The organism is Pseudoxanthomonas indica (assembly GCF_900167565.1).
Lineage (GTDB): Bacteria > Pseudomonadota > Gammaproteobacteria > Xanthomonadales > Xanthomonadaceae > Pseudoxanthomonas_A > Pseudoxanthomonas_A indica.
In genome coordinates this window covers 638,079-652,829 of record NZ_FUZV01000002.1, presented here as the reverse complement: position 1 = coordinate 652,829, position 14,751 = coordinate 638,079, and the positions used below count along the sequence as shown (strand labels likewise).

General features: G+C 66.8%; 11 protein-coding genes. 2 read left to right on the top strand and 9 right to left on the bottom strand.

Going from position 1 to position 14,751, the window contains the following annotated elements; genetic code table 11:
- Positions 1–30 precede the first annotated feature (30 nt).
- From B5X78_RS13620 to B5X78_RS13610, 3 genes are read right to left on the bottom strand one after another with little or no spacing between them, the layout of a single operon-like run.
- A complete protein-coding gene (locus B5X78_RS13620) occupies positions 31–897 on the bottom strand; it encodes an alpha/beta hydrolase (protein WP_139381565.1) in 867 nt (288 codons plus the stop codon).
- Entirely contained in the window at positions 897–2,141 is a 1,245-nt protein-coding gene (locus tag B5X78_RS13615; protein ID WP_217698677.1) for an MFS transporter, read from the bottom strand. The genes B5X78_RS13620 and B5X78_RS13615 overlap by 1 nt, the downstream gene beginning before the upstream one ends.
- A gap of 37 nt (positions 2,142–2,178) precedes the next feature.
- Positions 2,179–5,088 carry a TonB-dependent receptor gene (locus tag B5X78_RS13610; RefSeq protein ID WP_079725056.1) on the bottom strand — a complete coding sequence of 970 codons (2,910 nt, stop codon included), beginning with the start codon at positions 5,086–5,088 and terminating at the stop codon, positions 2,179–2,181.
- A 307-nt stretch (positions 5,089–5,395) separates the two neighbouring features.
- Between B5X78_RS13610 and B5X78_RS13605 the strand changes: the two genes are divergently transcribed.
- Complete coding sequence (locus B5X78_RS13605) at positions 5,396–6,130, top strand: SDR family NAD(P)-dependent oxidoreductase (RefSeq protein WP_079725055.1); 735 nt, start codon at positions 5,396–5,398, stop codon at positions 6,128–6,130.
- Positions 6,131–6,246: 116 nt separating this feature from the next.
- On the opposite strand, the gene B5X78_RS13600 is transcribed toward B5X78_RS13605, so the two are convergent.
- Positions 6,247–6,735 carry a single-stranded DNA-binding protein gene (locus tag B5X78_RS13600; RefSeq protein ID WP_079725054.1) on the bottom strand — a complete coding sequence of 163 codons (489 nt, stop codon included), beginning with the start codon at positions 6,733–6,735 and terminating at the stop codon, positions 6,247–6,249.
- A 188-nt stretch (positions 6,736–6,923) separates the two neighbouring features.
- Between B5X78_RS13600 and B5X78_RS13595 the strand changes: the two genes are divergently transcribed.
- Positions 6,924–7,922, top strand: a complete 999-nt coding sequence (locus B5X78_RS13595; protein WP_079725053.1) for a polyprenyl synthetase family protein — start codon at positions 6,924–6,926, stop codon at positions 7,920–7,922.
- A gap of 66 nt (positions 7,923–7,988) precedes the next feature.
- Here B5X78_RS13595 and B5X78_RS13590 read toward each other — a convergent pair whose 3' ends face one another.
- The 5 genes from B5X78_RS13590 to B5X78_RS13570 all read right to left on the bottom strand — a co-directional run bounded on the left by B5X78_RS13590 (position 7,989) and on the right by B5X78_RS13570 (position 14,716).
- Positions 7,989–8,786: a dienelactone hydrolase family protein gene (locus B5X78_RS13590; protein WP_079725052.1), complete on the bottom strand. Its 798-nt coding sequence runs from the start codon at positions 8,784–8,786 to the stop codon at positions 7,989–7,991.
- An 82-nt stretch (positions 8,787–8,868) separates the two neighbouring features.
- Complete coding sequence (murD, locus tag B5X78_RS13585) at positions 8,869–10,272, bottom strand: UDP-N-acetylmuramoyl-L-alanine--D-glutamate ligase (RefSeq protein ID WP_079725051.1); 1,404 nt, start codon at positions 10,270–10,272, stop codon at positions 8,869–8,871.
- A complete protein-coding gene (gene murL, locus B5X78_RS13580) occupies positions 10,253–11,611 on the bottom strand; it encodes a UDP-N-acetyl-alpha-D-muramoyl-L-alanyl-L-glutamate epimerase (protein ID WP_079725050.1) in 1,359 nt (452 codons plus the stop codon). The genes murD and murL overlap by 20 nt, the downstream gene beginning before the upstream one ends.
- Positions 11,608–12,102, bottom strand: coding sequence for a hypothetical protein (locus B5X78_RS18480; RefSeq protein ID WP_139381564.1), 495 nt, complete (start codon positions 12,100–12,102; stop codon positions 11,608–11,610). The genes murL and B5X78_RS18480 overlap by 4 nt, the downstream gene beginning before the upstream one ends.
- On the bottom strand, positions 12,086–14,716 hold the full coding sequence (locus B5X78_RS13570; RefSeq protein ID WP_079725048.1) for a bifunctional aspartate kinase/diaminopimelate decarboxylase: 2,631 nt from the start codon (positions 14,714–14,716) through the stop codon (positions 12,086–12,088). Before B5X78_RS13570 ends, B5X78_RS18480 begins: the two co-directional genes overlap by 17 nt.
- Positions 14,717–14,751: the final 35 nt, after the last annotated feature.

The following is a 14,751-nucleotide window of genomic DNA, read 5'->3' as shown; positions in this document are numbered from 1 at the left end:
GATGCGTCCGGGACACGGGCCGGACTCCCGTCAACGTGCGGGTGCGCCTTGCGCCAGCAGGAATGCGCGCAGCGCGACCATGATTCGTGCTTCCTCGCGCGGATCGAATCCGCCGTGTTTGCCGCCGGGCACCACGTGCAGCTGCGCCGGAATGCCCAGCGCCTGCGCTGCCGCCAGCAGTTGCCGCGACTGTTCGATCGGCACCACCGGATCGGCGTCGCCATGGACGATGAAGATCGGCGGCATGCCCGCGTGCAGCCGCGCCAGCGGCGACAGCTGGCGCATCCAGGCCGCATCGCCGGCGCGCGCTCCCAGCCAGCGTTCCACCGCGCCGGAGGGCGGATGCCAGTTCGCCACGTCGGTGATGCCGAAGCGATCCACGATCGCGGTGATGCGCGGCAGTGGGCCGCAGCCGGCGTCGAATGCCGGATCGTCAGCCGCGGCAATCGCCAGCAGCGCCAGATGGCCGCCGGCCGAGCCACCTTCCACCACGACGTGGCTGGTATCCAGGCCATGGGCCGCGCCATGGCGTGCAACCCAGGCCAGCGCGCAACGCACGTCCTGTACGGCCGCCGGTGCGGGTGCTTCAGCGGCAAGCCGGTACTCGATCGCCACCACCGAGTAGCCCATTGCGAAGGCCGCGGCGAAGGCTTGCTTGGTCGGCCGCGCGCCACGCGACCAGCCGCCGCCATGCACATACACCCACATGGGCGTGGGCGTGGTCGCCTGCAAACGATGAAGGTCGACATGCAAGCTGCGTTCGCCCACGACCTGATAGTCCAGATCGGCCAACGTCTGGACGGAATCAAGCGCCACGGGTTCGCGCGCGCAGGCGGCGCCCGGCGATGCGGCGATCGCGCAGGCACACAGGGCCGCGACGATCGCCAACCGGCGCATCAGGTGGCGGCGCCGTGCGGCCGGCGCACGGCCCACCAGGCCAGCAGCCAGCCAAGCGGATGCATCACCGCCATCGCCAGGAAGACCGTGCCGTAGGACTGCGTGCTGGCCAGCTCCCCGATCAACTTGGTGGACAGCATGCCGCCCAGGCCACTGCCGGCGGCAATGATGCCGAAGATGGTGGCGACGTGACGGCGCGGGAACGTATCCACCGCCAGCGTGGTGAGGTTGGTCAGGAATACCAGATGGGCGAATGCGACCAGCGCCGCAAACACGAAGGTGGTGGGAATCGACGGGCCACCGGCAATCGATGCGCCCACCGGTGCCAGCAACGCCGCGCCCGCCATCAGCCAGAGCCGGCTGCGCGCGGGCGCGATGCCGCGCCGGACCAGCCGGCCCGACGCCCAGCCGCCGATCAAGCTGCCCATGTCCGCAGCGAGATAGACGATCCACGCCACCTGCGCCATCTGCAGCAGATTCATGCCGCGATCGTCGATCATGTATTTCGGAAACCAGAACAGATAGAAGTACCAGACCGGGTCGGTGAACATGCGCGCCAGCGCCAGTCCCCAGACCGGTCGTTGCCGTAACAATGCCAACCAGCCCGGCTTTCCACTTGCCTCCACCGTCGCGTCATCCGCCTCGGCGGCGACGATGGGCGCACCGCGATGCACCAACCACCAGCCGATGATCCAGACAAAACCCAGCGCACCGGTCGCCATGAACGCCGCGCGCCAGCCGTGCGTCAACGCCAACCAACCAATCAGCGGCGGCGAGATCGTCGCACCGACCATGGCGCCGGCGGTGTACACGCCCACCGCGAATCCACGCTCATGCGCCGGGAAACGTTCGGACACCGTTTTCGGCGCCGCCGTGTAGTTGCCTGCTTCGCCCAGGCCCAGCGCGAACCGCGCCATGCCCAATTGCATCGCGCTCTGCGCCAGACCGGTCAACATGTTGGCCAGCGACCACCAGGCCACGAACAAGGTGAGCCCGATCTTCGGACCCACCTTGTCGGTCAACCAGCCCGCGCCCAGATGCGCCAGCGTGTAGGCGATCAGGAACAGCTGCACGATCGTCGCGTAACCGCGGTCGTCGATGCCCAGATCCAGTTGCACGATCGGCGCCAGGATCGACAGCGTCTGCCGGTCGACGTAATTGAGTACGGTCGACAGGAACAGGAACGCCAGGATGCCCCAGCGCGCCTTGCTGCGGATCGTGGACGGAGCCTCGGCGGCGTTCACCGCCGATCTCCGTGCTGCAGGGTTCGTTTAGCCATCATCAGAACGACTGGTGGTAACGCATGTACCAGAACTGCCCCGGAATCTCGTACTCCGGACCGAAACTGTTGGGTGAGGTCACCGAGATCGGCGGATCCTTATCGAACAGGTTGTTGATGCCCAGGGTCACGCGCGCATCCCACGGCAAATCCACGAACGCGCTGACGTCGTGATAGACGATGCTGGGGATGCGGTTGCGCGGCGACCAGCTCGGCGTGGTGACGCGGTTGCCATCCGCATCGACCTTGGTGCTGTCGACGTAGCGCTCGGGATCCGAACAGACCACGCGCGCTTCATTGCCCAGGCTGGTGCAACTTTCCACCAGTCGCGAGTAATAGCGCATGTTCCAGTTGGCGCCCCACACACCCTGTTGCCAGGACAGCATCACGTTCGAGCGCACGCGCCAGTTGCTGCCGGTGCCGACCGTGTTGCCGCTTCCGCTGGTCACGTCGCTGCCGGTCAGGCTCAGGCCGGAATCCGATTCGTTGCGCGCCAGGTAGGTGCTGTCCCAGCGCAGGTTGAAGCGGCCCCAGTCGGATTCGGGCAGTCGATAGTTGAGCGACAGGTCATAGCCTTCCACTTCGACCTTGCCCAGGTTGGTGCGCACATTGCGCACCGCGGTGATCTGGCCGAACTCATTGCGCGTGACCAGGCCACACATGTCCTGGTTGCCATTGCGGTAGCACTGGTTGAGGACGTTCTGCGCGCCGATGGTGGTGATGGTGTCGTCGATCTCGATCTGCCACCAGTCCAGCGACATGTCCAGACCGCTCGCCCAACCCGGGCTGTAGACCACGCCCAGCGTGCGGCTGATGGCGGTCTCGGGACCGACGTCGGGATTGCCGCCGGAGGTGACGCTGAGCGCCGACTGCTGCTGATCCAGATCGGCCGGCACGCCCGCGCAGGACACCGGGTCAGGCAGTGGCGCGCCCTGCAGGGTGGCCGCGCAGGGATCGGTCGCGTTCTGCTGGGTGGCGCTGCTCTGGCCCTGGTACAGCTCGCGAATCGCCGGCGCACGGAAGCCTTCGCTCCAGTTGCCGCGCACCATCAGGCTTTCAACCGGCTTCCAGCGGAACCCCACCTTGCTGTTGAGGGTGTCGCCGAAATTGCTGTAGTCGGAATAGCGCGTGGCGATGCTGAGGTCGAGCAGCTGCAGGCCCGGACGGCCTTGCGCCAACGGTACCGCGAATTCCAGGTAGGCTTCGTCCACGTCGTACGCGCCATTGGTGGGATCGCGGGTGAAGCCATTGGTCACGCCCGAGGCGATCAGCGCATCCGGGGTATCAAAGCCGCTCTCTTCGCGATGCTCCACGCCGGCCGCGAACGCCAGCGCACCGGCCGGCATCGCAAACAGTTCGCCGGTGATGTTGGCGTAGGCGCTGCGCTGTTCGTAACCCAGGCGGCTGCTCTCGACAAAGTTGATGTAGGCCAGCATCTCCGGCGTGACAGTGCCCGAGCCGCCCAACAGATTCAGCGGCACGCAACCGGCGATCACCGTCGAGAGATCGCCGGCCGTACCCACGCACACCGGCCTGCCGCCGGCATCGAGCATCGACGGCCCCACCGCCTCGCGGATGCGGCGGTAATCCTGTTGGCCCAGGCCGGTGTCATGGCTGCGCGTGCGTCCGTAGAAGTAGCCGGCATCCCAATCCCAGAACCGCTCGCCGACCGTGAACGTGCCTTCCAGCGACAGGTTCACCGCCGTGGTGTCGACATCGCGGATGATCATTCGCCCGCCCGCTTCGGAAATCATCCGCCCGCCCCACACCACGTTCTGGCCCAGCGGGTTGTACAGGCTGTCGGCGCTGATGCCGATGCTGCGGCTGTAGGCATTGCCCAACGCACCGAAGACCACGGCATTGACCGGCAACTTCTGATCGGTCTGCCGTTCGAGGTATTGCGAGGTCAACTTGATCCGGAAGTTGTCGGTGACGTCGAACTTGAAGTTGCCGAACACCGAGTTCATTTCCTGGTTGACCGACAGATAACGATCCGGCGCGGTGTTGTAGTTGTCGCTGGAGCGGAACGGACGGAACGGCGTGCCGGGCCCGTCGTTGGTGAACGGGCTGCTGCCATTCGCTGCCAGGCTGAAGCGACCATCGGGCGTGTTGGCCACGCCACGGAAGCCGGGAGTGGCGCCATAGACAGGCACCGCAGAGATCGCGCGATCACCGGCGCCCACGGCCTCCTGCACGACCCGGCCGATGCCGAGGATTGCGGAGAAGCGCTCGCCCACCTTGCCGACGGTGGCGTCCCAACTGGTGCGCTTGCCGTCGCCGACATCGAACTGGCCGAAGTAGGCATTGGCCTCGGCGCCGTCCATTTCATCACGCAGGATCACGTTGACCACGCCACCGATGGCGTCGGAACCATAGATGGCGGAGGCGCCGTCCTTCAGCACTTCGATGCGTTCCACCGCCGCGCTCGGGATCGAGTTCAGATCCACGTCGCCACTCAGGCCCGAGCCACCCACCCAGCGCCGGCCATTGACCAGGATCAGCGTGCGGTTGCTGCCCAGGTTGCGCAGGCTGACGCGGTTCTGGCCGCTGCCGCCAGAGTTGATGTTGCTGTTGATCGCCGCGCCAGTGGCGGTGATCTGCTGGATCACCTCGCCGATGGTGGTGCGGCCCTGCGCCTGGATTTCCTCGCGCGACATCATCAGCACGGGTTGCGAGGTCTCGGTGTCAGTGCGCTTGATGCGCGAACCCAGCACCTGCACGGATTCCAGGTTGGTCGCGGCATTGGCCGGCGCGTCTTGCGCAGGTGCACTCTGGGTGGGCGCGCTTTGGCTGGGCGTGTCGAGCTGCGACGCCTCCTGTGCTAGTGCCGCCGCCACGGGGACCAAGCCCAGGCCACCCACGACCAATGCCACGTGTACCGCCTGAAACATTCGATTGCGCTTGCCCATCATCTGGAACGTTCTCCCCGGCGACCGCGTCGGACCGCCCTTGTTGCGCGCTGCGTAGCGGCGCCAGGCCGATCGAAGCTGGGTTCATGGGGCCAAGGTCCAGCCGTGCCCCGGACCCTGCCTTGACGTACTACCGGCAGAATGCCGGATACACGTTGCCAGGGGCTCGAAGACGTCGGGGCCCCTCCCAGGGCCAACCAGATCGCTTGGCGTGTCGACTTGCGTTTAGGTAAAATCAAAAATCTGAAATTAAGTATTGAGGCGCACCCGGGGCGTGTCAATCTTGCAGCGCAGCACAACAGGAGAGGTCATGCCCAGGCTGGACAATGAAGTGGTGGTCATCACCGGCGCAGCCGGCGCCATCGGCGCGGAAACCTGCCGCCGCTTTGCCGCGGCGGGCGCACGCATTGCCGCGCTGGATCTGCGGCAACCCGACGAGGGCGAACTGGCCTTGGCCTGCGACCTGGGCGATGACGCATCGGTGGCCAGCGCCGCCGCCCGCATCCGTGCGGAACTGGGCGAGCCGACCATCGTCGTGCATGCCGCGGCCACCACCGAGTTCGCCACCACCCTGGAATCCAGTCCGCAGGCGTTTGCGCGGGTGTATGACGTCAATGTCGGTGGCGCGGTGCGGCTGGTGCAGGCGTTTGCCCCGGCGATGGTGGCGGCGGGTCGCGGCAACTTCGCCTTGGTGTCCTCCATCAATGGTTACTTCGGCGCACCCGGCCTGGCCGCCTACGCCAGTTCAAAAGGTGGCCTGGATGCGCTGACCCGCACGCTGGCGCTGGAACTGGCGCCGCAGGGCGTTCGCGTCAACGGGATTGCCCCGGCCTCCATCGACACGCCATTGCTGCGCGCCTCGTTCGCGCGCCTGCCCGATCCCGCGGCGGCGTTGGCGAAAAATGTCCTGCGACATCCGCTGGGCCGGCTCGGCACACCGGCCGACGTGGCGTCGCTGCTGCTGTTCCTGTGTTCGGATGAAGCCGCGTGGATTACCGGCGCCACGGTACCGATTGATGGCGGAGCGAGCATCGCCCGGCGTTGATGGCATTCCGATTGCGTGTGCTCGCCATGCGTGGAGGCCTCACGGCGAAGCTGGCCGACAGCAAAAAGCAAAACGCCCGCGAGTAGCGGGCGTTTTGGCATAGCGCAGGATTGCGATCAGAACGGAATATCGTCGTCGGCAAAGTCATCCATCGGCGCCGGCTGCTGGGCCGGGGCCTGGCGACGCTGCGGGGCCTGCTGCGAATACTCCTGGCGCTGCGGACGCTGCGGGCGCTCACCGCCACCGCCACCGCCACCGCCACCGCCTTCGCCACGGCCGCCCAACATCTGCATTTCATCGGCGACGATGTCGGTGGTGTACTTCTCCACGCCGTCCTGGCCGGTGTACTTGTCGTAACGCAGCGAACCTTCCACGTACACCGAGCTGCCCTTGCGCAGATACTCGCCGGCGATCTCGCCCAACTTGCCGAAGAACACCACGCGGTGCCATTCGGTGCGTTCCTGCTGGTTGCCGTCCTTGTCCTTGCGGACGCTGGTGGTGGCCAGGCTGATCCGGGTGATGGCCATGCCACCTTGGGTGTACTTGGTGTCGGGATCGTTGCCGAGGTTGCCGACCAGGATGACTTTGTTGATGCCGCGGGCCATAGCGCTTTGGTTCCGTAGTTGTGAGGCCCGCCAGCGGCGAGCATGTGCCGGGACGAGTATACAGGGGTGGACAAGGCCAGCCTCCGGCCATCAGGCTGATTCGGGCGTGGGAGAAATACCCGCCCCGACGTAGGAAAAACTCCGCGTTGCGCACCTTATAATTCAGTCACTTCCCTGACCTGTCCCCCATGTCCGTCGTCGAATCCCCCCGCCCTGCCCTGGCGCTGCCTCATATCCAGACCCTTGCCGCTGCGGACATGGCCGCCATCGACACGCTGATCCGCGAGCGCCTGGCCTCGGACGTGGTGCTGATCAACCAGATTGCCGACCACATCATCTCGGCCGGCGGCAAGCGACTGCGGCCGATGCTGGTCGCCCTGGCCGGACGCGCCACCGGTGACGTGGGCGCGGACCACCACCAACTGGCGGCGATCATCGAGTTCATCCATACCTCGACCCTGCTGCACGACGATGTGGTCGACGAGTCCGATCTGCGCCGCGGCCGCAGCACCGCCAACGCGCTGTGGGGCAACGCGCCAAGCGTGCTGGTCGGCGACTTCCTGTATTCGCGCAGCTTCCAGCTGATGGTGGAACTGGATCGCATGGACGTGATGCGCATCCTGGCCGACACCACCAACCGCATCGCCGAAGGCGAAGTGCTGCAGCTGCTGCACGTACACAACCCCGATACCGACGAAGCCGCCTACCTGCGCGTAATCGAGCGCAAGACCGCGGTGCTGTTCGCGGCCGGCACGCAGCTGGGCGCGCTGGCGTCGCGCGTGGATGCCGCCACCCAGCAGCGCCTGTACGACTACGGCATGCAATTGGGCTACGCCTTCCAGATTGCCGACGACGTGCTGGACTACACCGCCGAAGCGGCGGACCTGGGCAAGAACCTCGGCGATGATCTGGCCGAAGGCAAGGCCACCTTGCCGCTGATCCATGCGATCAAACATTCGGATCCGGCCACCGCCGAACGCCTGCGCGTGATCGTGCAGGAAGGTGACGCCACCGCCATGCCGGAAGTGCTGGCGGCCATCCGCGCCACCGGCGGGCTGGAATACAGCCAGCAGCGTGCGCGCGAATACGCCGAAGCCGCCGAACGTGCGCTCGATGGCCTGCCCGGCAATGACGCGGTGGCGGCGCTGCGCGGCCTGGCCCGCTACGCCATCGAACGCAAGCACTGATCCCGAAGCAGCGCGGCGACCCGAGGTCGCCGCGCATTCACCGCCTTGCCGCGATCGACTCGCGCATCAGCGCGCGAACACCTCGTCCAGGAAGTCATCCATCATCTTGTAGGCGCGCTTGGCCGCACGCGCGTTGTACACGCAGCCCGGCGGACGGTTGGCGTTCTCCAGCGCGAAGCAATGCACCGCGCCGCTGAAATTGACGAACTGCCAGTCCGCGTCGGCCTCGTTCATTTCCTTCTCGAACGCGGCGATGTGCGGCGCCGTGCCGCGATCGTCGGCGCCGTTGAGCACCAGAATGGGCGCCTTGACCCCACCGGCCTTGGCGGGCGCGGTGGTATCCAGTCCGCCATGGAAGGTGATGGCGCCCTTGAAGTCCGCGCCGCTGCGCGCCAGTTCCAGCACCGACGAGCCACCGAAGCAGTAGCCGAAGGCGGCGATGCGTGCGGCATCCAGCGGCGCCTTGCCCGCCTGGCTTTTCAGCGTGGCCAGCGCGCCCTGCGTGCGTGCACGCATCGCCTCGCGATCGGCGTAGAGCAGCTTGACCTGGGCCATGGCCTCGTCGGCGTCCTTGGGCCGGACGCCCTTGCCGTACATGTCCACCACCAGCACCACGTAGTCGTCGCCGGCCACCTGCTTGGCCTTGGCCACGGCATCATCGGTCACGCCCATCCAGTCCGGCACCATCAGCAAGCCCGGACGCTGTTCGCGTTCGGCATAGTCATAGACCAGGAAGCCGGAAAAGGTCTTGCCGCCCACCTTCCATTCCACCGGCTTGGCCGTGGGCGCAGCCAGTACGGAAGTGGACAGCAGCGACAGGCCCACAACGGCCAGAGTGGCCGCGACAATTGAAAACAGGCGCATGGGAAATCCTCGCAGTGGAAGAACCGGACGGGTTGAATGCCGCCGAAGTGTAGCCCCGCCGTGTGAATACGGCGGGATCCAATTACTGGATTCCGATACCCGCGATCTGGGTGATCAGGGCCGGGTCGAACCCGGCCAGTTCCGCGAAGTGCCGCCCGCGCGCCACATAGTCACGGTACTGGCCAAAGCTCGGCGCGCCGGGCGAGAGCAGGATCACGCCGGGCGCGGGCAGCAACGCGCGGGCGCGCTGCATCGCCTGCGGCAAATCCGCCGCCTCGGCGAGCTGGAACCGCCCCTGCGCGGCCAGCGGCGCCAGCAAGCCGTGGATGCGCGGTCCGTTGGCGCCCATGGTCACGATCACCGGCGGCGCGTGCTGCTGCATGTGCACGGCAAACTCCTGCCAGTCCAGGCCGCGATCATGCCCACCCAGCAACAGCGCGACCGGGCGGTCGCCATAGCATTCCAGCGCGGCCAGGCTGGCGTGCGGCGTGGTGCTGATCGAATCGTTGACGTAGCCGTAGCCGTCGCGCTCGCCCAGCCATTGCAGGCGATTGGGCAGCGGCTGGAAATCGCGTGCGGCCGCAGCGATCGCGATGGCGTCCACGCCGATGGCTTCCAGCGCGGTCAGCACCGCGCACAGATTGCTGCGGTTGTGCCGGCCCGGCACCGGCACGCTGCGCGTGTCCATCACGAAGGCGTCGCCGCGATACAGATCGTCACCGCGCAGATGCCAGCCCGCGGCCTGGTTGAACCAGCGTACGTCGCTCTGTGGCAAGGACAGCGAAGCCAGCTGCGGATCCGCGGCATTGAGCACGGCGATGCGCGGATGCGCCTGCGTCACCAGCGCCAGCTTGTCTTCGATGTAGCGCTGCTGGCTGCCGTGCCAGTCCAGGTGTTCCGGAAACAGGTTCAACACGATCGCCACCTGCGGACGCGCGCCGCTGGCGGCCACATCCACCGTCTGGTAACTGGACAGTTCGATGGCCCACACCTCGGGCGCGGGCTGCGGGTCCAGCACTTCCAGCAGCGGCAGGCCGATATTGCCGACCAGCGCGGTGCGCTTGCCCGCCGCGCGCAGCAGGTGCGCCAGCAGCGAGGTGGTGGTGCTCTTGCCCTTGGTGCCGGTCACGCAGATCGTGTCCGGCGCCACGCCGTCGGCGTCGGCGTGCTCGCCGAACCACAACGCCGTGCCACCGATGAAACGGGTTCCCTGCGCGGCCGCCGCCTGCGCTTCGGGCTTGTAGGGACTGATGCCGGGCGATTTGATGACCACGTCGAACGCCGACAGCGCTTGCGCCGAGAGTTCGGTCAACACGCGCAGGCCGGCATCTTTCAAGGCTTCGGCCGAGCGCGCTTCTTCTTCGTTGCAGAACAGGGTCAGCGGCAATGCCGGCAGGCGTGCGCGGATCGCCTCATGCGCGGCGCGCCCTTCGCGGCCCCAGCCCCACAGCGCTACCCGCAGTCCCTCAAGTTGCGAAATGCGCACGCAAGCGCTCCCACAGATCCGTGGGGATGCGATGTTCGCCGCTGATCTCCAGCAGCGCGGCAACGCTCAACTCGCCCGCGTCCAGCTGCGGACGGATCTCGCGGTTGAAGCGCGCCACCAGCGCGTCTTCGCGCCACTCGGGACGCTCACCCAGCGTCGCCATGGCCGCGCGCGACTCGCGGCCTTCGCCGACGCATTCGAACGGCTTGTGATCCTGGTATTCCAGCAAGGCGTCGAAGCCGCCGGTCTGGCTGACGTCATCGAGCAGGTTGCGGCCGAAGATGCGCACCAGCCGCGGCTTCGGCATGAACGGCGCCAGCGCCAGGAACACGAAATGGCACTTGGGACAGACGCCGCACCAACGGTTCACCGGCCGCTCGCCGAGAATATGGAAGTTGCGGTTGCAGCTGGAGAAATGCGCGTCGTAGTGATCGCTCTTGGCGAACTGACGCGCCACCGCCAGTTCCGACAGCGGCCGCAGCAGCGAGTAGTACTGCAGATCGGCGGCCACATGCTTCTGCACGTACTCGCCCAGTGCCTGCTCGCAGGCCCAACCCTTGGACCACTGGTGGTTCACTTCGCCGGTGCCGGGAATCAGGCTGCCGTAGCTGGCCGAGCGCTCATTGGAGAACACCACCTGATCGGCATCGTTGAGGATCGCGCCCAGCACCATGATCGCCGAGTTGATCGCGGTCACTGGAATGTGGCCGTTCCATGCGCCCTGGCGGTTGTACTCGAACAACTCCGGCGCCAGCGCGCGACCGATGTTGAGGGTGGGCAGATCCGTGCGTGCGGCGCAGGCGCCGATCAACTGCGAGCCACCGATCCAGGTGACCGTCTGCTCGACGCCGGCCTTGCGCAATGCCTCGATGCTGACCAGCGAATCCTTGCCACCGCCGATCGCCACCAGCGCATGTGGGCGCAGGCCCAGCGTCGGCGCCGGCGCATCGGCCTGCGCGGCGGTCACCGGAAAGCGCACGCGCTCGCGCAGGTCCAGGCCGTTGCGATAAGCAAACTCGCCCAGCCCGTTGACGTAGATCAGATCCAGCAAGGCCGCGATATCGGCATCGATCGGATAGTCGTCGACCCGGATGTCGCCCGGCACGGCGGCCTTGTAGTAGCTCACGCCGGTGATCAGGTGCAGCAGCCGCAAGGCGCGCTCGGCGGCGGCCGCGCGGGGCGCATCCAGAGTGAACGGCGCGCCGGGGAAGCTGACCGTCTCGGTCAACTCCGGGCCATCGTCAAACGCGTAGACCAGCCGCGCCACGCCGCTGTCCGTGTCGAGCGAACAACGGACGAAGCGGAAGCTGCGGATGCTGGATTTGTCGAAAGGGGTCATGCGGAACCTGTGGTAACGGCCGTGCGACGCAGGTAGCGACGGCAAATGAAATATTCAATGACAAAGGCGGGTATGGCGCCAAGAGCAATGGCCATGCCGCTGAAGATCACCGCGGCCAACGGCAGCCAGAGCAGGTTGTCGGACAGCCGTCCGGGTGCCGGTGCCACGGCCTGATCAAACAGGGTGGTGAGCGCCATCCACAGCGTCACCACCAGTGGAAACAGCAGAAATGACACCAGCAGGATGCGCCAGTTCAGGCCCACCGCCGTCCAGCGGCGTTGCCTGGCCAGTGCGCGCCGCTGCCAGCGCAGGCCAATCCAGCCCGCCAGCGCCGCCGACATGGCAGCTGGCACGGCAAACACCAGCCCACGCCAGGCCCCCTCGCCCCACTGGCCTACCTCGCCTGCGTGCGCGGCCAGCACGTACGCCGACACCGCCAGCAAGGCGGCCAGCAGCGCACTGAGCACGATGAACTCAATGCGCGGCGACATCGTCCAGGCCTTCTTCCAGGATTTCCTCAGCCGGCAGATCGCGCAGGTTGTAGGTGCTGGCCATCGAATAGCCGTAAGCGCCGGCATCGGCGAACACCAGCACATCGCCCTCGCGTGTCGCGGCCGGCAGGCGGCGGTGCTTGCCGAACACATCGCTGGATTCGCAGATCGGGCCGACCACGTCGAAGTTTTCCTCGGCCACGTCATCCAGCCGGCTCAGGTTGGCCACGTCATGCCAGGCGTCATACAACGCCGGGCGAATCAGTGTGTGCATGCCGGCATCGCCGCCCACGCGGCGCACGCCCTGCTTCTCCACCACCTGGTTGACCCGGCTGAGCAGCACGCCCGACTCGGCCACCAGGTAGCGGCCGGGTTCGATGATCAACTTGTAGGCCGGGTACGCGGTCTTGATTTCGGCCAGGCCCGCACCCCAGGCGTCGAGATCGAAGGGCTCGTCCTCGGCGGTATACGGAATGGGCAGGCCACCGCCGATGTCGATGCTTTCGATGGTGCCGATCTGATCCGCGATGCCGCCCAGCTCGTCGCTCACCTGCTTCCAGTGCTGCGGCGTTTCCACGCCGCTGCCCAGGTGCGCGTGCAGGCCGATCACGGTGATGTCCAGCGAGCGCGCCAGCGCCAGGAACTCGTCCAGCCGCACCAGCGGCAGGCCGAACTTGGAGGTCTTGCCGCCGGTCTTGACCTTGTCGTGGTGGCCATCGCCGCGGCCCAGGTCCACGCGCAGCCACAGCTGCTTGCCGCGGAAGAGGTCGCCCCAGTTCTGCAGCGCCTCGACATTGTCGAGGGTGACGATCACACCCTGCTCCAATGCAAACGCGTACTCGCTGCGCGGCGCGAAGCTCGGCGTGAACAGGATTTTGGTGTGCGGCAGCGACGGCACCGTCGCCATCACCCGCTGCAGTTCGCCCTGCGAGACGCACTCCAGGCCGAAGCCCTCCTCCACCAGCGTGCGCAGGATCGCCGGGTGCGAGTTGGCCTTGATGGCGTAGAAGCGCTGGTCGATGGCGGTGATCGCCGCCAGCGCCCGCGCACGTGCACGCACGGTCGGCAAGCGATAGACGTAGCGCGGCGTGCCGGCCTGCGCCAGCGACAACAGGCGCTCGCGCTCGCGCCGGCCATGCCACCACGGTGTGCTGCGGCGACGGATGCTGCCGTTGATCGCACGCCAGCTCGGGCCAAACACGCTCGACTCTTCGGTCGGCATCGCGCCGCTGTCGATCAGCGCGCTGTGCAGCACCGGCAACATGCCATCGGCGGCGGCTTCGTCGATCACGAAGGTCAGGTTGAGATCGTTCGACGACTGCGAAATCAGGTGCACGCGTTCGCGACCGAACATCGCCCACACATCCGACAGCTTGTGCAGCAGCGAGCGCATGCCGCGGCCGACCAGGGTGATCGCCGTGCAGGGTGCAATCACCTTGACCCGGCAGACTTCGGCCAGATCCGCCGACAGCGCCGCCAGCACATCGGTATTGACCAGGTTCTCGCTGGGATCCAGCGACACCGTGACATTGGTTTCAGATGAACCTATCAGGTCCACCGACAAGCCATGCTTCTTGAAGCGGGCAAACACGTCGGCCAGGAAGCCCACCTGCTGCCACATGCCGATGCCTTCCATCGACACCAGCACGATGCCATTGCGCCGGCTCACCGCCTTGACGCCGGGCACGGTGGCCGCCTTGTCGTCGATGCTGGTGCCGGGCAGGTCCGGGCGTTCGGTGTCCAGGATCGCCATCGGCACGCCGGCATTGCGGCAGGGCTTGATCGAACGCGGATGCAGCACCTTTGCGCCGGTGGTGGCGATTTCCTGCGCTTCGTAATAGTCCAGCCGGGTCAGCAGGCGCGCGTCGGCCACTTCGCGCGGGTTGGCGCTGAACATGCCCGGGACGTCGGTCCAGATTTCCACCCGCTGCGCGCCCAGCAGCGCACCGAAGTAAGCGGCCGAGGTATCCGAACCACCGCGGCCGAGGATCGCCGTGCCGCCGTCGCCGTGGCGGGCGATGAAGCCCTGGGTCAGCAGCATTCGCGGTTCCTGCGCGGCAAAGGCGCGGCGCCAGTCCTGATCCGGCGCGGTGGTGCAGGACACCGACAACCGCTGCGACCAGGCCGACTGGTTGGGCAGGATGCTGGCCTGCAGCCAGTGGCGCGCGTCCATCCAGCCGAAGTCCAGGCCCTGCGCCGCCAGGTAGGCCGCGCCCAGCGTCGAGGACAGCAATTCGCCCTGCGCCAGCACTTCGGCCTGCCAATCCAGGCTGCGGCTGGCTGCGCGCGGATCGTCCAGCAATCCGCGCAGCGCCGCCAGGCGTGCGCCCAGCACGGCATCGGCATCCAGTTCCAGCTCGGCGACGAATTCGCGATGGCGCTGTTCCAGCCGCGCCACACGATCGCCGCTGTCGGCCGCACCGTCGGCGATTGCGGTCAACTCGTTGGTGACGCCGGACAGCGCCGACACCACCACCAGCACCCGCGCCTGCTGTTCGTCCGCGCGTTTTTTCGCCAGTCGGCCAATCGTGTCCCAGCGATGACGACGGGACACCGAGGTACCACCAAACTTGAGGACGAGCCAGCGATCAGACGCGATAGAGACGGAAGGCATGGATAGAATCAGCGGGGAAATGCCCGATACCCTCG